General features: G+C 30.9%; 27 protein-coding genes. All 27 read left to right on the forward strand.

The annotated features are described in order from the left end of the window. The first annotated feature begins 3 nt into the window (after nucleotides 1–3). The 27 genes from prmC to IC214_RS01345 all read left to right on the forward strand — a co-directional run bounded on the left by prmC (nucleotide 4) and on the right by IC214_RS01345 (nucleotide 20,044). Nucleotides 4–855, forward strand: coding sequence for a peptide chain release factor N(5)-glutamine methyltransferase (gene prmC / locus IC214_RS01215; RefSeq protein ID WP_227436268.1), 852 nt, complete (start codon nucleotides 4–6; stop codon nucleotides 853–855). A 43-nt stretch (nucleotides 856–898) separates the two neighbouring features. Beyond that, entirely contained in the window at nucleotides 899–1,963 is a 1,065-nt protein-coding gene (gene prfA, locus IC214_RS01220) for a peptide chain release factor 1 (protein WP_227436258.1), read from the forward strand. A 128-nt stretch (nucleotides 1,964–2,091) separates the two neighbouring features. Then, nucleotides 2,092–2,772, forward strand: a complete 681-nt coding sequence (locus IC214_RS01225) for a ZIP family metal transporter (protein ID WP_227436256.1) — start codon at nucleotides 2,092–2,094, stop codon at nucleotides 2,770–2,772. 28 nt (nucleotides 2,773–2,800) lie between these two features. After that, entirely contained in the window at nucleotides 2,801–3,841 is a 1,041-nt protein-coding gene (locus IC214_RS01230) for an L-threonylcarbamoyladenylate synthase (RefSeq protein WP_227436254.1), read from the forward strand. A 16-nt stretch (nucleotides 3,842–3,857) separates the two neighbouring features. Then, the gene (locus tag IC214_RS01235) at nucleotides 3,858–4,307 is read left to right on the forward strand and encodes a low molecular weight protein arginine phosphatase (RefSeq protein ID WP_227436252.1); all 450 of its coding nucleotides are present in this window, start codon (nucleotides 3,858–3,860) and stop codon (nucleotides 4,305–4,307) included. 16 nt (nucleotides 4,308–4,323) lie between these two features. Next, nucleotides 4,324–4,776 carry a ribose 5-phosphate isomerase B gene (rpiB, locus tag IC214_RS01240; protein ID WP_227436250.1) on the forward strand — a complete coding sequence of 151 codons (453 nt, stop codon included), beginning with the start codon at nucleotides 4,324–4,326 and terminating at the stop codon, nucleotides 4,774–4,776. A 35-nt stretch (nucleotides 4,777–4,811) separates the two neighbouring features. Beyond that, nucleotides 4,812–5,441 carry a uracil phosphoribosyltransferase gene (gene upp / locus IC214_RS01245; RefSeq protein WP_227436248.1) on the forward strand — a complete coding sequence of 210 codons (630 nt, stop codon included), beginning with the start codon at nucleotides 4,812–4,814 and terminating at the stop codon, nucleotides 5,439–5,441. Between the two features lie 291 nt (nucleotides 5,442–5,732). Then, nucleotides 5,733–6,548, forward strand: coding sequence for a selenium-dependent molybdenum cofactor biosynthesis protein YqeB (yqeB, locus tag IC214_RS01250; RefSeq protein WP_227483593.1), 816 nt, complete (start codon nucleotides 5,733–5,735; stop codon nucleotides 6,546–6,548). A gap of 227 nt (nucleotides 6,549–6,775) precedes the next feature. Continuing rightward, complete coding sequence (locus IC214_RS01255; RefSeq protein ID WP_227436245.1) at nucleotides 6,776–7,213, forward strand: deoxycytidylate deaminase; 438 nt, start codon at nucleotides 6,776–6,778, stop codon at nucleotides 7,211–7,213. A 199-nt stretch (nucleotides 7,214–7,412) separates the two neighbouring features. Beyond that, complete coding sequence (locus IC214_RS01260) at nucleotides 7,413–7,640, forward strand: AtpZ/AtpI family protein (RefSeq protein ID WP_227436243.1); 228 nt, start codon at nucleotides 7,413–7,415, stop codon at nucleotides 7,638–7,640. 4 nt (nucleotides 7,641–7,644) lie between these two features. Continuing rightward, nucleotides 7,645–8,031 carry an ATP synthase subunit I gene (locus IC214_RS01265; protein WP_227436241.1) on the forward strand — a complete coding sequence of 129 codons (387 nt, stop codon included), beginning with the start codon at nucleotides 7,645–7,647 and terminating at the stop codon, nucleotides 8,029–8,031. Nucleotides 8,032–8,033: 2 nt separating this feature from the next. Next, nucleotides 8,034–8,738, forward strand: a complete 705-nt coding sequence (locus IC214_RS01270) for a F0F1 ATP synthase subunit A (RefSeq protein ID WP_227436239.1) — start codon at nucleotides 8,034–8,036, stop codon at nucleotides 8,736–8,738. 70 nt (nucleotides 8,739–8,808) lie between these two features. Further along, nucleotides 8,809–9,069 (forward strand): ATP synthase F0 subunit C, encoded by a 261-nt coding sequence (atpE, locus tag IC214_RS01275; RefSeq protein WP_021386434.1) that lies wholly within the window; start codon nucleotides 8,809–8,811, stop codon nucleotides 9,067–9,069. Between the two features lie 123 nt (nucleotides 9,070–9,192). Next, nucleotides 9,193–9,690, forward strand: a complete 498-nt coding sequence (gene atpF, locus IC214_RS01280) for a F0F1 ATP synthase subunit B (RefSeq protein ID WP_227436237.1) — start codon at nucleotides 9,193–9,195, stop codon at nucleotides 9,688–9,690. Continuing rightward, nucleotides 9,687–10,232, forward strand: a complete 546-nt coding sequence (locus IC214_RS01285) for a F0F1 ATP synthase subunit delta (RefSeq protein WP_227436235.1) — start codon at nucleotides 9,687–9,689, stop codon at nucleotides 10,230–10,232. Before atpF ends, IC214_RS01285 begins: the two co-directional genes overlap by 4 nt. 16 nt (nucleotides 10,233–10,248) lie before the next feature. Further along, entirely contained in the window at nucleotides 10,249–11,751 is a 1,503-nt protein-coding gene (atpA, locus tag IC214_RS01290; RefSeq protein WP_227436234.1) for a F0F1 ATP synthase subunit alpha, read from the forward strand. 27 nt (nucleotides 11,752–11,778) lie between these two features. Further along, a complete protein-coding gene (atpG, locus tag IC214_RS01295; RefSeq protein ID WP_227436233.1) occupies nucleotides 11,779–12,657 on the forward strand; it encodes an ATP synthase F1 subunit gamma in 879 nt (292 codons plus the stop codon). A gap of 12 nt (nucleotides 12,658–12,669) precedes the next feature. Then, nucleotides 12,670–14,064 (forward strand): F0F1 ATP synthase subunit beta, encoded by a 1,395-nt coding sequence (atpD, locus tag IC214_RS01300; RefSeq protein ID WP_227436232.1) that lies wholly within the window; start codon nucleotides 12,670–12,672, stop codon nucleotides 14,062–14,064. 2 nt (nucleotides 14,065–14,066) lie between these two features. Then, nucleotides 14,067–14,327 (forward strand): ATP synthase F1 subunit epsilon, encoded by a 261-nt coding sequence (atpC, locus tag IC214_RS01305; protein WP_227436229.1) that lies wholly within the window; start codon nucleotides 14,067–14,069, stop codon nucleotides 14,325–14,327. A gap of 472 nt (nucleotides 14,328–14,799) precedes the next feature. Further along, the gene (gene acpS, locus IC214_RS01310; RefSeq protein WP_227436228.1) at nucleotides 14,800–15,180 is read left to right on the forward strand and encodes a holo-ACP synthase; all 381 of its coding nucleotides are present in this window, start codon (nucleotides 14,800–14,802) and stop codon (nucleotides 15,178–15,180) included. 14 nt (nucleotides 15,181–15,194) lie between these two features. Beyond that, a complete protein-coding gene (locus tag IC214_RS01315) occupies nucleotides 15,195–15,656 on the forward strand; it encodes a CBS domain-containing protein (protein ID WP_227436219.1) in 462 nt (153 codons plus the stop codon). A gap of 20 nt (nucleotides 15,657–15,676) precedes the next feature. Continuing rightward, the gene (gerS, locus tag IC214_RS01320) at nucleotides 15,677–16,267 is read left to right on the forward strand and encodes a germination lipoprotein GerS (protein WP_227436217.1); all 591 of its coding nucleotides are present in this window, start codon (nucleotides 15,677–15,679) and stop codon (nucleotides 16,265–16,267) included. A 14-nt stretch (nucleotides 16,268–16,281) separates the two neighbouring features. After that, a complete protein-coding gene (gene alr / locus IC214_RS01325; protein WP_227436215.1) occupies nucleotides 16,282–17,439 on the forward strand; it encodes an alanine racemase in 1,158 nt (385 codons plus the stop codon). 32 nt (nucleotides 17,440–17,471) lie between these two features. Beyond that, the gene (locus IC214_RS01330; protein WP_227436214.1) at nucleotides 17,472–17,759 is read left to right on the forward strand and encodes an antitoxin; all 288 of its coding nucleotides are present in this window, start codon (nucleotides 17,472–17,474) and stop codon (nucleotides 17,757–17,759) included. Next, nucleotides 17,728–18,111: a type II toxin-antitoxin system PemK/MazF family toxin gene (locus tag IC214_RS01335; protein ID WP_003421356.1), complete on the forward strand. Its 384-nt coding sequence runs from the start codon at nucleotides 17,728–17,730 to the stop codon at nucleotides 18,109–18,111. The genes IC214_RS01330 and IC214_RS01335 overlap by 32 nt, the downstream gene beginning before the upstream one ends. A 171-nt stretch (nucleotides 18,112–18,282) precedes the next feature. Beyond that, nucleotides 18,283–19,110: a transketolase gene (locus tag IC214_RS01340; RefSeq protein WP_227436212.1), complete on the forward strand. Its 828-nt coding sequence runs from the start codon at nucleotides 18,283–18,285 to the stop codon at nucleotides 19,108–19,110. Next, nucleotides 19,103–20,044 carry a transketolase family protein gene (locus IC214_RS01345; RefSeq protein WP_227436210.1) on the forward strand — a complete coding sequence of 314 codons (942 nt, stop codon included), beginning with the start codon at nucleotides 19,103–19,105 and terminating at the stop codon, nucleotides 20,042–20,044. Before IC214_RS01340 ends, IC214_RS01345 begins: the two co-directional genes overlap by 8 nt. The last annotated feature ends 149 nt before the right edge of the window (nucleotides 20,045–20,193 follow it).

A 20,193-nucleotide genomic window follows, 5' to 3' on the forward strand; every position in this document is an offset into this window, starting at 1 on the left:
ATTATGACGATAAAAGATATAATTATTAAATATTCAGAGGAATTTAAAGGTATAAGTGATACTCCAAGACTAGATACAGAATTATTGTTACAAAAAGCATTAGGTGACGTTGATAGATTGTATATTCACTTAAATCTAAGTAAAGAATTAACTGAAGAACAGAAAACAGAATTTATAGGTTTTGCAGAAGAAAGAATAAATGGAAGACCAATAGCATATATAGTTGAAAATAGGGAGTTTATGGGACTAGATTTCTTTGTTAAGGAAGGAGTATTAATCCCAAGACCAGATACAGAAACTTTGGTAGAAGAAATAATTGAAATATGTAAAGGTAGAAAGAATGTAAGCATACTAGATATAGGTACTGGTTCAGGTGCGATTACAGTTAGCTTAGCAAAATATATTGAAAATTCTAAATTGATGTCTTTTGATATATCAGAAACAGCCTTAGAAATAGGAAAGAAAAATGCTATTATAAATGAAGTTGATGAAAAAATAGAGTACATTAAATCAGATTTATTTACAGTATTGAATAATAGTGATATAAAATTTGATATTATAGTTTCAAATCCACCATATATAAAAAAACAAGACATAGAAACACTACACACACAAGTTAAAGATTATGAGCCATATAATGCACTTGAGGGTGGAGAAGATGGATTGGATTTTTATAGAAAAATAACAGAGCAAGGTAAGAAATATTTAAATCAATGTGGAATATTAGCATATGAAGTTGGTCACAATCAAGCTGAAGATGTAATTAATATTATGAAAAGTAATGGATATAAAAAAATATATACAAAGAAGGATATACAAGGCATTGATAGAGTTGTTATAGGATACAATATATGATATAATCAACAATTGATATGTTACATTTAATCGAGGTGAAAGTATGTTAAAAAAATTAGAGGTATTGGAAGATACATATAAAGACTTAAGTGAAAAAATAGGTGATCCTGATGTAATAAATGATCAAAAAGTTTGGCAAAAGTATATAAAAGAACATGCTGACTTAGAGCCTATTGTTATGAAATACAGAGAGTACAAAAGCGTTTTAGATAGCATAAAGGAATCAAAAGAAATTTTACAAGAAGAGTCAGATGAAGAGTTAAGAGAATTAGCTAAAATGGAACTATCTGAAATGGAAGAAAAAGTAGCTCCAATAGAAGAAGAAATAAAAATACTACTATTACCTAAAGACCCTAATGATGACAAGAACGTTATAGTTGAAATTAGAGGTGGAGCTGGAGGAGATGAAGCAGCTCTATTTGCAGGTGATTTATTTAGAATGTATTCGAGATATGCTGAGAGAAGAAGATGGAAAATAGAATTATTAAGTGCTAGTGATACTGGAGTGGGTGGATATAAAGAAGTATCTTTTATGATAAAAGGTAAAGGAGCTTACTCAAGATTAAAGTATGAATCTGGAGTTCATAGAGTTCAAAGGATACCATCAACTGAATCTGGTGGAAGAATACACACATCAACTTCTACTGTTGCAGTATTACCAGAGGTTGAAGATGTAGAAGTTGACATAAATCCAAATGATTTAAGAATAGACGTTTTCCGTTCTTCAGGTAATGGAGGGCAAAGTGTCAATACTACTGACTCTGCTGTTAGGGTAACACACATACCTACAGGTGAAGTAGTATCTTGTCAAGATGGAAAATCACAATTAAAAAATAAAGAGCAAGCTTTAAAAATATTAAAAGCGAGACTTTACGATAAAGCATTGGCAGAACAACACAAAGATATAGCAGCAGAAAGAAAAAGCCAAGTCGGAACTGGTGACAGATCAGAAAGAATAAGAACATATAATTTCCCTCAAGGTAGAATAAGTGACCATAGAATAAATTTAACTTTATATAAGCTAGATGCATTCTTAGATGGGGATATAGATGAAATGATAGACGCTTTAATTACTGTTGACCAAACAGAAAAAATGACTGCAATATAAGGAATGTTTTAAAAGAGCTGTTTCTTTCTAGAAATTATTTTCTATTTTGAAACAGCTATTTTGCATTTTAGGTCATGTTATCATATTCTACTGTATATAATTGTTATATACAAGTACAGGAGGGTTATATGATACTAAAAGTAACAATAATTGGACTTTTGGCAGGTGTTATAGGGACAGGATTAGGAGGAGTTATATCAGCTATCTTCAAAAGAGAAGTTGATAAATACCTAAATTTCTTTATGGGATTGTCTGGCGGAATAATGTTGGCTGTAGTAGTATTTGATTTGATGAAAGAATCCATGGATAAAATGGGAGTAATCAATACAGTTATATTTACATTTGTTGGAGCTCTCATAACTATGTACATAAAAACAAGATTGGATGTATCTGGAAGTATGGCATCTGGATATCTTATATTCATAAGTATATTACTACATAATTTACCAGAAGGATTGGCTATTGGTTCTTCTTTTATGTCAACAGAAAGCTTAGGTATCACTCTTGCTATAGTAATAGGTCTACATAACATACCAGAAGGATTAGCTATGGCATTGGGTCTGATATGTAATAAAATGAGGATGAGTAAAGTTATTTTATTTACAATAATAGCTGGATTGCCTATGGGTCTAGGAAGTTTTTTAGGTGTTTATTTTGGAGGAGTGTTTACTTCTCTTATAGGTGTATTTCTTGCTACAGCAGGAGGTACAATGATGTATGTTGTATTGGAAGAAATTTTTCCGCATTCAAAAAGTGTGTATTGTATAGTTGGTTTTTTGTTAGGTACAATAATTGTAAACTATATCTAAAATTAAAATGAAAGCAGGCATACGAAAGATGAAGACTATTATAAGTAATATTGATATAAATAATATTGATTATGAGGAAATAAAAATACAAGCAAAACTTCTTAGAGAAGGTAAGACGGTTATTTTTCCAACTGAGACAGTATATGGATTAGGTGCAAATGCATTAGATGAAAATGCAGTAAAGAAGATTTATGAAGCTAAAGGTAGACCTAGTGATAATCCACTTATAGTCCATATTTATGAAAAAGAAGAAGTTTATGATTTAGCTAAAGATATAAGTGATAAAGCTAAACTTGTTATGGAAAAACTTTGGCCAGGGCCTATAACCATAATACTAAATAAAAAAGATATAATTCCATATAGAACTAGTGGAGGACTTGATACAGTTGCAATAAGAATGCCTTCTCATATTATTGCCAGGGCAATAATAAAAGAAGCAGGCATACCTATTGCAGCTCCTTCTGCAAATATATCAGGGAGACCATCCCCAACAAAAGCGAAACATGTATATGAAGAAATGAATGGAAGAGTTGATGGAATAGTTTTAGGAGGAGATAGTAACTTTGGACTAGAATCAACTGTATTAGACCTTACAGAAGAGATTCCTATGATATTAAGACCTGGAAGTATAACTAAAGAAGTCTTAGAAGAAATTCTTGGTGAAGTAAGGCTTGACCCATCATTAAGTAAAAAAGAAGATAATCAAAAAGCCAAGGCTCCAGGAATGAAATATAAACATTATTCACCAAATGCAGACGTATATATTATATCTGGCAAAAGGGAGAATGTAGCAACAAAGATTAATGATATGATAAAATCTAATAAAGAAAAAGGTCTAAAAACAGGTGTAATGTGCATTAGTAGAAATAAAGAGTTTTATAATGGAGAAGTAATAGATTTGGGGAGTACTCTTGAGGAAGTAGCAAGTAATTTGTTTGATGCTCTCATAGAAATGGATAAAAAAGGTATGGATGTTATATATTCTGAGGAATTTCCTAAGAGCGGTGTCGGACAAGCAATTATGAATAGATTACTTAAGTCAGCAGGATATAAAGTAATAAAAGCTTAAAAAGGAGTTGTGAAATATGAATATACTTATTGTATGTACAGGAAATACTTGTAGAAGTCCTATGGCTGAAGTTATATTAAAGAAAGCTATTGAGGAGTCTGGAAAAAATATTGAAGAATATTGCATATCCTCAGCGGGTATATCTACAGCAAATGGTATGGATGCTTCTAATAATTCTATAGAAGCTTTAAAAGAGCTTGGAATAGATTTATCAAATCATAAAAGTAGAGTAATTACTAAGGATTTATTAGATAAATCAGATATCATACTAACAATGACTAAATCTCATAAAGAAATTTTAGTCCAAGCAGTTCCAAAATGCAAAGAAAAAGTGTATACTTTTAAAGGGTTCGCAAATCAGGATGAGTCAGATATATCTGACCCATTTGGTGGAAGCTTGGATACTTATAGAGATACTATGAAAGAAATAATATATTCTGTCAACCAAATAGTAAAAAATATATAAAACGGAGGATAAAGAAATGAAAATAGGATTAGGCTGTGACCATGGAGGATATAATTTAAAAAAAGAAATAATAAACTATTTAGAAGGAAAAGGGATTGAATGTGTAGATTATGGAACTAAGAATGCTACAGATTCTGTTGATTATCCTGCGTATGGAGAAATAGTTGCAAATGCAGTTATAGATAAAGATGTAGATTATGGAATATTATGCTGTGGTACAGGGATAGGAATATCTTTAGCTGCCAATAAAGTTCCTGGAATAAGATGTGCAGTTGTATCAGATGTATTTTCTGCAAAAATGTCAAAAGCACACAATGATGCAAATATGTTGTCATTAGGTGAAAGAGTTTTAGGTAAAGGTTTAGCACTTGAAATAGTTGAGGCTTGGATTAGTACAGATTTTGAAGGTGATAGACATGCTAGAAGAGTAAATATGATTAAATCAATAGAAGAAAAACACAATAAATAATAAAAATTACAGTTTTATCAGGAGGAATTATCAAAATGAGCAAAGTGGTAGAGACAAACCATCCATTAATACAACATAAACTAACTTTAATGAGAGATAAAAATACTGGTTCTAAAGATTTCAGAGAACTTTTAACTGAAATTGCAATGCTAATGGGATACGAAATAACAAAAGATATACCATTAAAAGATGTAGAAATAGAGACTCCTATTCAAAAAACATCATCTAAAGTTGTTGCAGGTAAAAAACTAGCTATAATTCCAATTTTAAGAGCAGGGCTTGGAATGGTAGATGGTTTAGTAAGTTTAATGCCTGCAGCAAAAGTTGGTCATGTAGGATTATATAGAGACCCAGAAACATTAAAACCAGTTGAATATTATTGTAAACTTCCTCAAGACATAGGAGAAAGAGATATAATAGTAGTTGACCCTATGCTTGCTACAGGAGGTTCTGCTGTTGCAGCAATAGATTTACTTAAATCTAAAGGAGCTAAAAGTATAAAATTAGCTAATTTAGTAGCTGCACCTGAAGGAATACAAGAAGTACAAAAATATCATGATGATGTTGATATATATGTTGCATCAATTGATGAGAAATTAAATGAACATGGATATATAATTCCTGGTCTTGGTGATGCAGGAGACAGATTATTTGGAACTAAATAAAAATTAATAACTATAAATATTTATTGGGAACTTTCTTATATAGTAAAAATTATTTAATATAAGGAGGTTCCTTTTTATATGTATTTTCTCATAATAAGAATTCTTGAATTGATAAATTTCTCGAATTGAGAATAAAAAGCTTTTACCAATTAATAAAGAATGGCTATTTTACTTGAGTTTACAAATTATGAGCAATTTTAAATATGGCATGTTAGTTGCTTACGATTAAATTGATATATATTAATTGAGTTTAAATTAAAATATTAATGATATTATTGGGAGTGATAATACATGAAAAAATGTATAGTAGTAAGAGGAGCTGGAGATTTAGCAACAGCAGTTATACATAAGTTACACAATAGTGGTTTTAAAGTGGTTGCATTAGAAATAGAAGAGCCTTTAGCAATAAGAAGACAGGTCTCTTTTTGTGAGGCTGTATATGAAAAGGAAGTTACTATTGAAGGTATAGATTGTAAACTTTGTAAAAATAAAGATGAAATCGAAAAAACGTTATCTCAAGATAAAGTAGCACTTATTGTAGACCCAAAAGGAGAAAAACTATCTGAGATAAATCCAGTTGTTTTGATTGATGGAATATTAGCCAAAAAAAATTTGGGTACAACTAAGGATATGGCTCCACTTACAATAGCTTTAGGACCTGGATTTTGTGCAGGAGAAGATGTTGATGTGGTCATAGAGACAATGAGAGGTCATAATCTAGGAAGAATAATAACCAGTGGTAGAGCTGAAAAAAATACAGGAATACCAGGTGCAATAAAAGGGATTTCTAAAGAAAGAGTAATACACTCAGAACATAGCGGAATAATGGAAAATGTATGTAAGATAGGCGATATAGTTGAAAAGGGTGATTTACTTTGTTATATTAATGATTATGGACAAAAATATGAAGTTAGAGCAACAATATCTGGAGTTCTTAGAGGATTACTAAAAGAGGGAGCAAAAGTAAATAAAAATTTAAAAATATTAGACATAGACCCTAGAAAAGAGGAAGTTAAGAATGCTTTTACCATATCAGATAAAGCTAGATGTATAGCTGGAGGGGTTTTAGAAGCCATATTAAAAAATGGAATCTATCCAATAAATTAATTTATGATAAATAAGACTATTAATATTTCATTAAGGTGATATAATAAATTTAATAGATTAAGGAGAGCATATAAAGGGTATTTAAAATTTAAATGGTAAAAATGCTCTTTTTTTATTGGACATTCAATTGACATGTGTATATAATATAAAAATAAGTATTTATTTAGGAAGAAATCTAATAAATATATATGAGACCAGTACATAAACAAAGAGGAGAAAAGTAAATTATGAGACCATCATGGGATGAATACTTTATGGAAATTGCAGAAGTGGTAAAAAAGCGTTCAACTTGTATTAGGAGACAAGTAGGAGCTGTTATTGTAAGAGATAAACAAATTCTAACAACTGGATATAATGGTTCCCCAAGAAATCTTGAACATTGTGAAAATATTGGGTGCAAAAGACAGGAACTAAATATTCCTTCAGGAGAAAGACATGAACTGTGTAGGGCATTGCATGCTGAGCAAAATGCTATAATACAGGCTGCCCATAATGGTATTAGTGTAGCTGGAGCAACTTTATATGTTACTACAAGACCTTGTGTTTTGTGTGCAAAAATGTGCATAAATGCAGGGATATTGAAAATTGTTTATGAAGGCGATTATCCAGATGATATGTCTACAGAATTGTTAGAAGAAGCAGGAATAGAACTTATAAAATTCTAGTAGATAAATTTTTAGTGAATAATTTTAGAATGACAATAAACGATAAAATTTGACACTGAAATACATGCTCATGAAATGATTAAAAGAAAGTGTTTGAAAAATAATCAGATTAGTAGTAAGATATATTTTATAATTAAATAAATTTATGATATAGATTAATTACATGTTATTTATTTTGTAATAATGAGGGATACTATTTATGAGTAAAAAAAATACACATATGGAAATTGCAAAGCTGTTTAGTTTAATAAGTCAAATAGGATTGATGATTGTAATATCAATATTAGGATGTACTTTCTTAGGAAAATTTTTAGATAGTAAATTAAATACAAGTCCAGTTCTAACAATAATATTTTTACTGTTAGGGGTTGGAGGTGCTTTTAGTGGTGTTTATAAAACTCTGATAGTATATACACGAAGGAAGTGATATATTGGATATAAAATTACTTAACCAAGTAAGGTCAGTAACAAAGGGTATAGTAATATTTGATGTAATTTTAATTGTGCTAATGTTGATAACATCAACATTAAGTAAGCCAGTATTTTTAGGACTTATATTTGGCTCTATAATAGCTATGTTAAATTTTAGATTATTAGCAATCTCACTAGAAAAAACAGTGTCATTGCCAGCTGGAAAAGCACAAGCTTATGCATCAGCACAATATACCATTAGGCTATTTATAATGGCAGTTGTTCTATTTGCTTCAGCTAAGGTTCCACATTTAAATATAATCGGAACAGCACTAGGATTATTGAGTACAAAGTTTGTCATATTATCAAAAAACTTTATAAATAAATTAAAGAGGAAGGAGGCGTAAGTATGAGTCAAGCGCATTATTATCTCATAGGAAACTTTAAAATTAGTGAAACAATACTAGTGAGTTGGGGAATAATGGCCTTTTTAGCGATAGCATCTTATTTTTTAACTAGAAATTTGAAAAAAGTTCCAACCAGTAAAGTTCAAATATTTTTGGAATTTGCAATAGGTGGTCTTGCTAAAATGGTTACAAATGTTATGGGTAAAAACACAGTAAAAAGAATGCCATATATGATACCATACATAGGAAGTTTGTTTTTATTTTTCGCGTGCTCAAATTTAAGCCCATTACTTGGATTAAGATCACCAACAACCGACCTAGATACAACTGCTGCATGGGCAATGATTACATTTTTTATGATTTATTTTGCAGGAGTTAAATTTAAAGGAGTATCATACTTTAAAGAATTGGCTCAACCACTTGCCATAATGTTACCAATTAACATTATAGGTGAGTTAGCTAGACCAATATCATTAAGTTTCCGTCCATTTGGAAATATCTTAGGTGGAACAATTATAATGGGTCTATTTTATCAACTTTTAGGTTTTATATCTAGTCTAATACCAGGATTATCAATACCAATTGGACAGATACTAATACCAGTACCATTACACTTGTACTTCGATTTATTTGCAGGATTGTTACAAGCATATATATTTATAATGTTAACAATGGTGTTTATATCAAGTGCAGGGGAATTAGATTAAGAAATCAACTTATATTAAGATAAAAAATAAAAAACAATTTAAATTTTTAAATTTTAAGGAGGAAATAATTATGGAAACAGCAATAGTAGCGGCAGCATCAGCAATAGGAGCAGGAATAGCAGTTGCAACAGGTATAGGTGCAGGAATTGGTCAAGGTGTAGCAGCAGGTAAGGCAGCAGAAGCAGTAGGAAATCAACCAGAAGCTAAAGGTGATATAACTTCAACTTTATTACTAGGTGTTGCTATAGCAGAGTCTTCAGCAATATATGGCTTGGTTGTATCAATAATACTTCTATTCGTAAATCCATTCTTCAAATACTTAGGAATGTAGATTTAGTCCTTAAATATTTTGAGATAGGTTTTATAGATAAATCATCTCAAACTTATAATCATGAGATGAATTTTATCATCTCGTGATTATAAGTAGTTATGATTTATGGAAAGGAGGATAATTATGGAGAAAGCACTAGTAGGTATAACATGGGAATTTGTATTCCAAATTGTTAATACTTTTATAATATTTTTACTTCTAAGAAAGCTTTTATTTAAGCCAGTTTTAAATATAATCCAATCAAGAGAAAATGATATTAAAAATGACTTAGCAGAAGGCGAAAAAGCAAAAAACGAAGGATTGGCACTAAAAAAAGAATATGAGTCAAAAATCAATTTTGCTAAAGACGAAGGTCAAGAAATCATAAAACAAGCAACTATAAGAGCAGAGAAAAAATCAGATGACATAATAAGTACTGCAAAACAAGATGCTCTTAATATAAAAGATAAAGCAAGCAAAGATATAGAACAAGAAAAACAAAAGGTTATGAATGAAATTAAGAGTGATATATCAAATATAGCACTACTTGCAGCATCTAAAGTTATTGAAAAAGATTTAGATAAATCTAAACATGAAGAATTGATAGAAAACTTTATAAAAGAGGTAGGGGAGGCTAAATGATAAACGTAGTAGCAAATAGATATGCCGAAGCCCTGTTTCAATTAGGAGAAGAAGAAAATTCAACTGATATATTATTTAAAGAATTAGAAAAAGTAGTAGATATGATGACTAAAGTTAGCAAAGATTTCTACAAAGTTTTAAAATCACCATTAGTTTCAAAATCAGAAAAGAAAAACTTGGTAGAAATCATTTTTGATAAGGAAGTAAGCTCTAACATAAAAAATTTCTTAAAAGTTTTGGTAGATAAAGATAGAATAGCGTTTTTGGAAGACATAGAGTTAGCTTATAAAGACTTATTAAATAAGAAAAATAATATAATTGATGGTGTCGCAATAAGTGCGATTCCAATGAGTGAAACAGATATTAAAGAACTTGAAGTTAAACTTTCAAACAAATACAACAAAAATGTTACTATAGAAAATGTAGTTGACAAGACTATACTAGGGGGAGTTCTAGTTAGACTTGGAAATGAGCAGATAGATGGCACTGTAAAAACTCGTCTAGATAAGATGAAAGAAAAGCTATCTGAAGTAATATCTTAAGAATGGCGGTGAACCCATGAACTTAAAACCTGAAGAAATAAGTTCTATAATTAAACAGCAAATAAAGAATTATGAGAATAAAGTTGAATTGACAGATACAGGTAGTGTTTTAACCGTTGGGGATGGTATAGCTAGTGTATATGGATTAGAAAAAGCTATGTCTGGTGAGTTACTAGAGTTCCCAGGTGAAGTATATGGTATGGCACTTAACTTAGAAGAAGAAGTAGTTGGAGCTGTTATACTTGGAGATGACAGTGGAATAAAAGAAGGCGATATAGTTAAGAGAACTGGAAGAATAGTTGAAGTTCCAGTTGGAGAAGCCTTAATAGGTAGAGTTGTAAATTCTCTAGGTCAGCCAATAGATGGAAAAGGACCTATAGCTTGTACAAAAACTAGACCAGTTGAATCTGAAGCACCTGGTATAATAGATAGAAGATCTGTTTATGAGCCATTACAAACAGGTATAAAATCAATAGATTCAATGATACCAATTGGTAGAGGTCAGAGAGAGTTAATAATAGGTGACAGACAAACTGGTAAAACATCTATAGTTGTCGACACTATATTAAATCAAAAAGGAAAAGATGTTATCTGTATATATGTAGCAATTGGGCAAAAACGTTCTACTATAGCTCAATTAGTTAGCTCATTAGAAAAAGGTGGAGCTTTAGACTATACAATAGTAGTTTCAGCAACAGCATCTGAATCAGCGCCACTTCAATATATAGCACCATACGCTGGAGCAGCTATGGGTGAAGAATTTATGTACAATGGAAAACATGTGCTTATAGTATATGATGATTTAAGTAAACAAGCCGTTGCATATAGAGAAATGTCATTATTACTTAGAAGACCACCAGGACGTGAGGCATATCCTGGAGATGTATTCTACTTACATTCAAGATTACTTGAAAGAGCAGCTAAGTTATCTGATGAATTAGGAGGAGGCTCAATGACTGCCTTACCTATAATAGAAACTCAAGCTGGAGACGTTTCTGCGTATATACCAACAAATGTTATATCTATAACAGACGGTCAAATATACTTACAACCAGAATTATTCTATTCAGGTGTAAGACCAGCAGTTGACCCTGGTATATCAGTATCGAGGGTTGGTGGTTCTGCGCAAATTAAGGCAATGAAAAAAGTTGCAGGTACATTGAAACTTGCATATTCACAATATAGAGAGCTTGCAGCATTCTCACAATTTGGTTCTGACTTAGATGAAGATACTAAAAAGAGACTTGCTCAAGGTGAAAGAATCGTTGAGATATTAAAACAAGGTGAGCATCAACCAATAAAAGTTGAAAATCAAGTTATGATAATATACGCTGTTATAAATAATCACTTGGAAGATATTCCAATAGATAATATAGCTAGATTTGAATCAGAATTGTATGCATTTGTAGATAATAATTATCCAGAAATATCAAGAAAAATATTAGATGGAGAAGACTTCACTCATGATTTAACAGATGCAATAAATGAATTTAAAGAAAAGTTTGTTGTTGAAGTATAATCCTTTTTAAAAAAGGAGGTAAATTAATTGGCAGGAGCTGGAATTAAAGCGATTAAAACACGTATGGGGAGTGTTGAAAGTACAAAACAAATAACTAAAGCAATGGAACTTGTTGCATCTTCTAAGCTTAGAAAAGCAAAAGAAAAAGCTGAAGATTCAAGAGAATACTTTAATACTTTGTACGATACAGTAAAAGATATTGCCCAAACAACACGTGGAGTTAGAAATGAATTTTTAAAAGTAAGAGAAGTAAAAAATAAATGCTATATAGTGGTAGCTGGAGATAGAGGTCTTGCAGGTGGATACAATTCCAATGTATTAAAGGAATCTGTATCTCACATGGAAGGAAAAAAAGAAACAGTTATCACAGTAGGAAAGAAGGCACACGAGTTTTTTTCTAAGAGAAATTACAATATAGCAAAAGATATAAATAGTGTTGAAGCTTGTGGATATGAAGAAGCGATAGAAATTTCACAAACTGTTATTGACCTGTATAAAAAAGGTGAAGTAGATGAAGTTTATATAGCTTATACAAAGTTTAAATCAGCGTTATTACAAGAAGTTGAAGTTTTAAAATTGCTTCCATTGGTGTTTGAAAAAGATACAGATGACCATGGAATTGTAATAAAAGAAGAAAAACAAAATAAATCGAAAGTACAATATATACCATCAGCAGAAGCAGTCTTAAGTTATATTGTGCCTCAGTTTGTATCAGGTACAATATATGGTGGGATTTTAGAATCTTTTGCATCAGAGCAAGGAGCTAGAAGAACTGCGATGGAATCAGCCACAGATAATGCGAATGAAATGCTATCTAATTTAGAGTTAAGTTATAACAGAGCAAGACAGTCAGCTGTAACTCAAGAAATAACAGAGATAGTTGGTGGAGTTGAAGCTCTAAAATAGGGAGGTTAGGAAATGGCAAATGTAGGTGAAATAGTACAGATTGTAGGAGCTGTACTAGATGTTAAGTTTGATAATGAACAAAGCCTACCTAACTTATTAAATGCGTTAGTAATAAAGTTAGGAGATAAAGAAATAGTTGCAGAAGTTGCTCAACATATAGGTGATGATACAGTAAGATGTATCTCTATGAGTGCAACAGATGGACTTGTAAGAGGTATGGAAGTTGTAGATACAGGAGGACCAATAAGTGTTCCTGTTGGAGATGAAACTTTAGGTAGAATATTCAATGTTCTTGGAAAACCAGTTGATGGAAAACCAGCTCCAAAGTCTGCGCCTAAGTTACCTATACATAGACCAGCACCAGCATATGACGAACTAGAAACTACAGCTGAAATACTAGAAACAGGTATTAAGGTAGTTGATTTGCTGGCACCATATCTGAAAGGTGGAAAAATAGGTCTATTTGGAGGAGCAGGAGTAGGAAAAACAGTTTTAATACAAGAACTTATAAACAATATTGCTAAGCAACATGGTGGTATTTCTGTATTCTCAGGAGTAGGAGAAAGAACAAGAGAAGGTAATGACCTTTATGGAGAAATGAGTGAGTCTGGAGTTATAAATAAGACAGCTCTAGTATTTGGTCAGATGAACGAGCCACCTGGAGCAAGAATGAGAGTTGCTTTAACTGGACTTACAATGGCAGAACATTTTAGAGATGAGCAAGGACAAGACGTCTTACTTTTCGTTGATAATATATTCCGTTTCACACAAGCTGGTTCAGAAGTTTCAGCACTTCTAGGACGTATGCCATCAGCTGTTGGTTACCAACCAACATTAGCTACTGAAATGGGTGCACTTCAAGAGAGGATAACGTCAACTAAGAAAGGTTCAATAACATCTGTTCAAGCAGTATATGTACCAGCAGATGACTTAACTGACCCAGCACCAGCTACAACATTCTCTCACTTAGATGCAAAAACAGTTTTATCTAGACAAATATCATCACTTGGTATATATCCAGCGGTTGACCCTCTTGAATCTACATCAAGAATTCTTGACCCTAGTATAGTAGGAAAAGAACATTATGAAGTAGCCAGAGGAGTTCAATCAATACTTCAAAGATATAAAGAACTACAAGATATAATTGCCATACTTGGTATGGATGAATTGTCTGATGAAGATAAGTTAATAGTTGCACGTGCTAGAAAAATACAAAGATTCTTATCTCAATCGTTTACAGTTGCAGAGCAATTTACAGGAAATCCAGGTCAATATGTTCCTGTTAAAGAAACTGTAAGAGGATTCAAAGAGATACTTGAAGGTAAACATGATGACTTACCAGAGTCAGCATTCCTGTTTGTAGGTACAATAGAAGATGCTGTTAAAAAAGCGAAGGGAAGTATGTAGTCATGGCTAGTGAATTTTCATTGAAAGTTGTAACTCCAAATGATACATTTTATGATGGAGAAGTTGAAATGATAGTAGTTAGAACTACAAAGGGAGACAAAGGGGTATTGAAAGGTCATATACCATTTGTTTCAGGCATACCTGTAGGGACTTTGAAGATAAAAAAAGATGGAAATTTTAAAGAAGCAAAAATATCAGAAGGATTTGTTAATGTAGATCAAAATAAAACCGTTATATTGACAGAATCTGCTGAATGGATTTAATAACTTAATATAAAACATGAAAAGTCATTTTTACTAAAAATATTTTTGGTCAAAGTGACTTTTTTATGTTTTGGTGTTAATAAAATAATAACAAATAGAGTGTAAAGTATGCAGAAAATGTACTGACAATAAATTCACAAAATGTTTGAATTTACTGCAAAATTATGTTGTAATTAATAAGATAAAGAAAGTTTAGATAGATTATATAGAAGTGAAAAAATATTCATATAAGGAATCTATATAAAATTTTTATAAAATTTAAAAAATTTGCTTAGTTGTGTAGTATAATAAATAATATAATAGATTTACATAGGTTATTTATTATAAATAATTTTAAAAGTTACAATTTTATTATAATGATTATTAAATTGGGATAAGTAACATAAACTAAACAATAATAGGTATTATCAATAGTAAATTTATAAATTCATTATTAAATGAAAAGAGCTATTATAAATTTTCTGGAGGAAAAATGGATATATTTGATATTGGAGTAGACATAGTTGAAATTGACAGAATAAAAAAAGCTGTAGAAAAAAATAATCGGTTTTTAGAGAAAATGTTTACAGATAAAGAAATTGAATATTTTAATTCTAAAAATTTTAAGGCAGAAAGTATAGCCGGTAATTTTGCGGCTAAGGAAGCTATAAGTAAATCTATGGGTACAGGAATCAGAATGTTTAACTTTAAAGATATAGAGGTTCTCAGAAATGAAATGGGAAAACCAATAGTAAAAACTTATAATAATCTGGCAAAAATGTGCATAGATTATAATGTTTTAGAAATAAAAGTTTCAATATCACATTCAAAAGATTATGCTATAGCAAATGCGATAACTATAATTAAGGACTAAGGAGTGATTACACTATGATGGATAAAACAGCAAAAGAAATAATGACAACAGATGTAATAGTAGCAAAACAAGATGATAGTATAGCAGATGTAGCTAATATGCTAATTGCAGAGAAAATAGGAGGATTGCCAGTTGTAGATTCAGAAAATAAAGTTGTTGGAATAATTTCTGAGACAGACATTCTTAAAAAAGAAAAATATATAGAAGCACCTCTCTATATAAATTTATTACAAGGGCTGATTTTTTTAGATGATTTAAAAAAGGTAGAAAAAGACATAAAGCAAGTAGCAGCGTATAAAGTCGGAGAACTGATGTCTAAAGACATAATAAAAGTTCATGAAGATGATAAGTTCGATGATGTGGCTAATATAATGATTAAAAAATCAATAAACAGAGTTCCTGTAGTAGATGATGACAATAAAATTAAAGGTATAATCTGTAGATATGATATAATAAAAGCTTTATATAATGAATAAACTGAAGTAGGAGGTGTGATGTGAGAAAAAAGTGGACTATAGTATGTATTATGTTCTTGGCACTGGTTATAATTGTAATAGGATGCCAAAAACGACAGTCCACAAAAGAAGAAGTATACAAAGACTTTCAAAAGCAGATTTCTGATATGAATTCTTACAGTTGTAAAGCTGAAGTAGAAGTAGTTGGAAATAAGAGCCCACACAATTATGTTTTAATTCATACTTATAAAAAAACTGATAACTATAAATTAGAAGTAATTTCCCCAAAACACTTAAAGGGAAAAAGTATAGAGTATCAAGGTGATAAAATATTAGTTAAAAATCCAAATATCAGTGATATAGTGGAATTGCCTAATACAGGAAAAAATAATCAATATCTTTTTATAGGAGACTTTATAAAAAATTATCTTCAAAACGAAGAGATGAAAATAAAGTTATCCAAAGGAAATTTGGTTTTAGAGACTTTTATTCCTGGGGATAATAAATATTTTAATAAGCAAGTATTATATGTAAATGCTGACACAAAGAACCCTGAAAAGATGGAAGTGTTAGATAATGAAGGAGTGCCAAGATTTACAGTAAAATACAGAGATTTTGAATACAGAAACTAAGGGGGACTAAAGAAATGCAAAAAATAACAGTGCCTACATGGGCAGAGATAAATCTAGATAACTTAAGATTTAACTTAAAAAATATTAAAAATTTATTAGAAGAAGATATTAAGGTTTGTGGAGTAATAAAAGCTGATGCATATGGACATGGTGCAGTAGAAGTTGCAAAATTATTACAAAAGGAAAAAGTAGATTATTTAGCAGTAGCAAGAACTGCTGAAGGAATTGAACTTAGACAAAATGGTATAACACTTCCTATTTTGAACTTAGGATATACTCCAGATGAAGCTTTTGAAGATTCTATAAAAAATAAAATAACTATGACAGTTTATTCTTTAGAAACAGCACAAAAGATAAACGAAATTGCAAAATCTTTAGGAGAAAAAGCCTGTGTTCACATTAAAATAGACTCAGGAATGACTAGAATAGGTTTCCAACCTAATGAAGAGTCAGTTCAGGATATAGTAAAATTAAATAAATTAGAATATATAAATTTAGAAGGTATGTTTACTCATTTTGCTACAGCTGATGAAGTAAGTAAAGAGTACACTTATAAACAAGCTAATAATTATAAATTTATGTCTGATAAGTTAGATGAAGCTGGTGTAGAAATAGCTATAAAGCATGTATCAAATAGTGCAGCTATTATGGATTGCCCTGATTTAAGATTAAATATGGTAAGAGCAGGAATAATATTATATGGTCATTATCCATCTGATGATGTATTTAAAGAAAGACTAGAACTAAAACCAGCCATGAAATTAAAATCAAAAATCGGACATATAAAACAAGTTGAACCAGGTATAGGAATAAGTTATGGACTAAAATATACAACTACTAGTATGGAAACAATAGCTACAATTCCAATAGGATATGCAGATGGATTTACTAGAATTCAAAAGAATCCAAAAGTTATTATTAAAGGAGAAGTATTTGATGTAGTTGGTAGAATTTGTATGGATCAAATAATGGTTAGAATTGACAAAGATGTAGACATAAAAGTTGGAGATGAGGTTATACTATTTGGAGAAGGTGAAGTTACAGCTGAACGTATAGCCAAAGACTTAGGAACTATAAACTATGAAGTGTTATGCATGATATCAAGAAGAGTTGACCGTGTTTATATGGAAAATAATGAGCTTGTACAAATAAACAGTTATTTGCTAAAATAAAACCATGATATTATAATCTGGGAGGCGATTTTGTGTACGATAAGAGTAAAGAAAAAATAGAAGTTACTTTACCAGACTCTCTGATTTCTGAAGTTGATAGTATTGTTCAGATGGAGAACAGTAACAGAGAAGATTTTGCAAAAGCTGCTTTTCAGTTCTATATAACTCAGAAAAAGAGAATTCATATTAAAGAATCTATGAAAACGGGTTATAGAGAAATGGGTCAAATTAATCTGTCATTAGCTGAACTAGGTATGACAGTTGACGAAGTATCTTCTGATGATAAAAATGAAGGGAAGATTGCCCAAGGTGAGTACTAATTGTGAAATAAAGCGTGGTGATTTATATTACGCTGATTTAAGTCCAGTTGTTGGTTCAGAACAGGGAGGAGTTAGGCCTGTTCTGATAATACAAAATGATGTAGGTAATAAATATAGTCCTACAGTTATAGTATCAGCTATAACATCTCAGATTAATAAAGCCAAATTACCTACTCATGTAGAGATAAGTTCCAATGAATATGGGCTTAATAAAGACTCAGTGATTCTTTTAGAACAAATCAGAACTATTGATAAAAAGAGGCTGAGGGAAAAAATTGGTTGTCTAGATGAAAATATGATGATAAAAGTAGATGATGGACTTCAAATAAGTTTAGGATTGTTTACTTTTTAAAGAGGGATTTGTCTTTTGTTAGACAATCCCTTTTTTCTTTAAAAATATTTCATAGAGTTTAATTTTAGTGCCTAAGCTAATAAAATCAAAAATAACGAAAAAAAATAGCATAAAAGTGATATAATAATATGGAATTGATATAAAAATTACAAACTCAAGGGAGGTAATTACATGAGAGACCATAAAGGATTAAATGAGATTGCGCGTATCATAAGAAGAGATATAGTTTCTATGATACATAGAGCCAAATCTGGACATCCAGGAGGGTCATTATCAGTAGTTGAAATACTTACTGCGTTATACTTTGATGAAATGAATGTGGATTCTTCAAATCCTAAAATGGAGGATAGAGATAGATTTGTATTATCAAAAGGACATGCTGCACCAGCATTATATGCAACATTGGCTGAAAAAGGTTATTTTGATAAGGAAGAATTAAATGGGCTGAGGAAAATAGGAAGAATGTTACAAGGGCATCCAGATATGAAAGGAACACCTGGTGTGGAGATATCTACAGGTTCCTTAGGTCAAGGTTTCTCGGCTGCATGTGGGATGGCTATGGCATCAAAATTAGATAATGCACCATGGAATGTGTACACTTTACTTGGTGATGGAGAAGTTCAAGAAGGTATTGTTTGGGAAGCTGCTATGAGTGCAGCACATTATAAACTTGATAATTTAATTGCTTTTTTAGACAATAATGGACTTCAGATAGATGGAAACATAGAAAGTGTAATGAACTTAGGTTCAATAGTTGATAAATTTAAGGCTTTTGGATGGAATGTAATTGAAATAGATGGTCATGATTTTGACCAAATATTTGCTGCTCTTGATATAGCTAAATCAACAGTTAAAAAGCCTACAATGATAGTTGCAAAGACTATAAAGGGTAAAGGAATATCTTTTATGGAAAATCAAGCAGGATGGCATGGGACAGCTCCAAATGATGCAGAACTAGAACAAGCCTTACTTGAATTAGGAGGTGCTGACAATGAATAAAATGGCAACAAGAGAAGCATATGGTAAAGCCTTGGTAAAATTAGGACAAATAAATGACAATGTTGTAGTATTAGATGCAGATTTATCAAAGTCTACAAAGACACATGATTTTTATGAAGCATTTCCAGATAGATTTTTTAATATGGGTATAGCCGAACAAAATCTAGTAGGTGCTGCTTGTGGGTTATCAACTGCTGGAAAAATACCTTTTGCTAGTACTTTTGCTATGTTTGCTACAGGAAGAGCATTTGAGATTATAAGAAATTCAGTTTGTTATCCAAAATTAAATGTAAAAATTTGTGCTACTCATGCAGGACTTACTGTTGGAGAAGATGGAGCATCTCATGAAAGTGTAGAGGATATTGCAATAATGAGAGCTATACCAAATATGACAGTTCTTGTTCCAGCTGATGGAGTAGAGACAGAGAAGATGATTTTTGAAATAGCTAAATACAATGGACCTGTTTATGTTAGACTAGGAAGAAGTTCAGTTCCAGTTTTATTTGATGAGGATTATCACTTTGAAATAGGAAAAGGTGTAGTACTAAGAGATGGCAATGATGTCACGATTATAGCTTGTGGGATTATGGTGAATGATGCTATATTAGCACAAGAAAAATTGCAAGAAGAAGGTATTAGTGCTAGAGTCATAAATATGTCAACAATAAAACCTATAGATAAGGATTTAATATTAAAATCAGCAAAAGAAACTAATGCCATTGTAACTGTAGAAGAACATAGTATAATTGGAGGATTAGGTTCTGCTGTAAGTGAGACAGTTGGAGAATCTTATCCAACTATTGTAAAAAAAGTTGGGATTAAGGATTCTTTTGGAGAATCTGGTGCTCCAAACGAATTGTTAAAAAAATATGAATTAACTTGTGATGACATAGTAAAAGCTGTAAAAGAAGCTATTCTTGCAAAAAGAATGTAAGAAATATAAATTATGCATGTTTGTTAACAATATAATATGTGTAAAAGAGAGATATAAAGCATTATATGAATTTGTATCTCTCTTTTTTATACACTATATCAATTTATCAAAAACCTAACCAAATATTCAAATTTTTACAAAAATAGAGA

Source organism: Clostridioides sp. ES-S-0190-01, assembly GCF_020658275.1.
Lineage (GTDB): Bacteria > Bacillota > Clostridia > Peptostreptococcales > Peptostreptococcaceae > Clostridioides.

Bases quoted from the DNA above. Each gene is read 5' to 3' on its own strand.
- prmC (WP_227436268.1), top strand. From the start codon at position 4: ATGACGATAAAAGATATAATTATTAAATATTCAGAGGAATTTAAAGGT.
- prfA (WP_227436258.1), top strand. From the start codon at position 899: ATGTTAAAAAAATTAGAGGTATTGGAAGATACATATAAAGACTTAAGT.
- IC214_RS01225 (WP_227436256.1), top strand. From the start codon at position 2,092: ATGATACTAAAAGTAACAATAATTGGACTTTTGGCAGGTGTTATAGGG.
- IC214_RS01230 (WP_227436254.1), top strand. From the start codon at position 2,801: ATGAAGACTATTATAAGTAATATTGATATAAATAATATTGATTATGAG.
- IC214_RS01235 (WP_227436252.1), top strand. From the start codon at position 3,858: ATGAATATACTTATTGTATGTACAGGAAATACTTGTAGAAGTCCTATG.
- rpiB (WP_227436250.1), top strand. From the start codon at position 4,324: ATGAAAATAGGATTAGGCTGTGACCATGGAGGATATAATTTAAAAAAA.
- upp (WP_227436248.1), top strand. From the start codon at position 4,812: ATGAGCAAAGTGGTAGAGACAAACCATCCATTAATACAACATAAACTA.
- yqeB (WP_227483593.1), top strand. From the start codon at position 5,733: ATGAAAAAATGTATAGTAGTAAGAGGAGCTGGAGATTTAGCAACAGCA.
- IC214_RS01255 (WP_227436245.1), top strand. From the start codon at position 6,776: ATGAGACCATCATGGGATGAATACTTTATGGAAATTGCAGAAGTGGTA.
- IC214_RS01260 (WP_227436243.1), top strand. From the start codon at position 7,413: ATGAGTAAAAAAAATACACATATGGAAATTGCAAAGCTGTTTAGTTTA.
- IC214_RS01270 (WP_227436239.1), top strand. From the start codon at position 8,034: ATGAGTCAAGCGCATTATTATCTCATAGGAAACTTTAAAATTAGTGAA.
- atpE (WP_021386434.1), top strand. From the start codon at position 8,809: ATGGAAACAGCAATAGTAGCGGCAGCATCAGCAATAGGAGCAGGAATA.
- atpF (WP_227436237.1), top strand. From the start codon at position 9,193: ATGGAGAAAGCACTAGTAGGTATAACATGGGAATTTGTATTCCAAATT.
- IC214_RS01285 (WP_227436235.1), top strand. From the start codon at position 9,687: ATGATAAACGTAGTAGCAAATAGATATGCCGAAGCCCTGTTTCAATTA.
- atpA (WP_227436234.1), top strand. From the start codon at position 10,249: ATGAACTTAAAACCTGAAGAAATAAGTTCTATAATTAAACAGCAAATA.
- atpD (WP_227436232.1), top strand. From the start codon at position 12,670: ATGGCAAATGTAGGTGAAATAGTACAGATTGTAGGAGCTGTACTAGAT.
- atpC (WP_227436229.1), top strand. From the start codon at position 14,067: ATGGCTAGTGAATTTTCATTGAAAGTTGTAACTCCAAATGATACATTT.
- acpS (WP_227436228.1), top strand. From the start codon at position 14,800: ATGGATATATTTGATATTGGAGTAGACATAGTTGAAATTGACAGAATA.
- IC214_RS01315 (WP_227436219.1), top strand. From the start codon at position 15,195: ATGATGGATAAAACAGCAAAAGAAATAATGACAACAGATGTAATAGTA.
- alr (WP_227436215.1), top strand. From the start codon at position 16,282: ATGCAAAAAATAACAGTGCCTACATGGGCAGAGATAAATCTAGATAAC.
- IC214_RS01335 (WP_003421356.1), top strand. From the start codon at position 17,728: ATGAAGGGAAGATTGCCCAAGGTGAGTACTAATTGTGAAATAAAGCGT.
- IC214_RS01340 (WP_227436212.1), top strand. From the start codon at position 18,283: ATGAGAGACCATAAAGGATTAAATGAGATTGCGCGTATCATAAGAAGA.
- IC214_RS01345 (WP_227436210.1), top strand. From the start codon at position 19,103: ATGAATAAAATGGCAACAAGAGAAGCATATGGTAAAGCCTTGGTAAAA.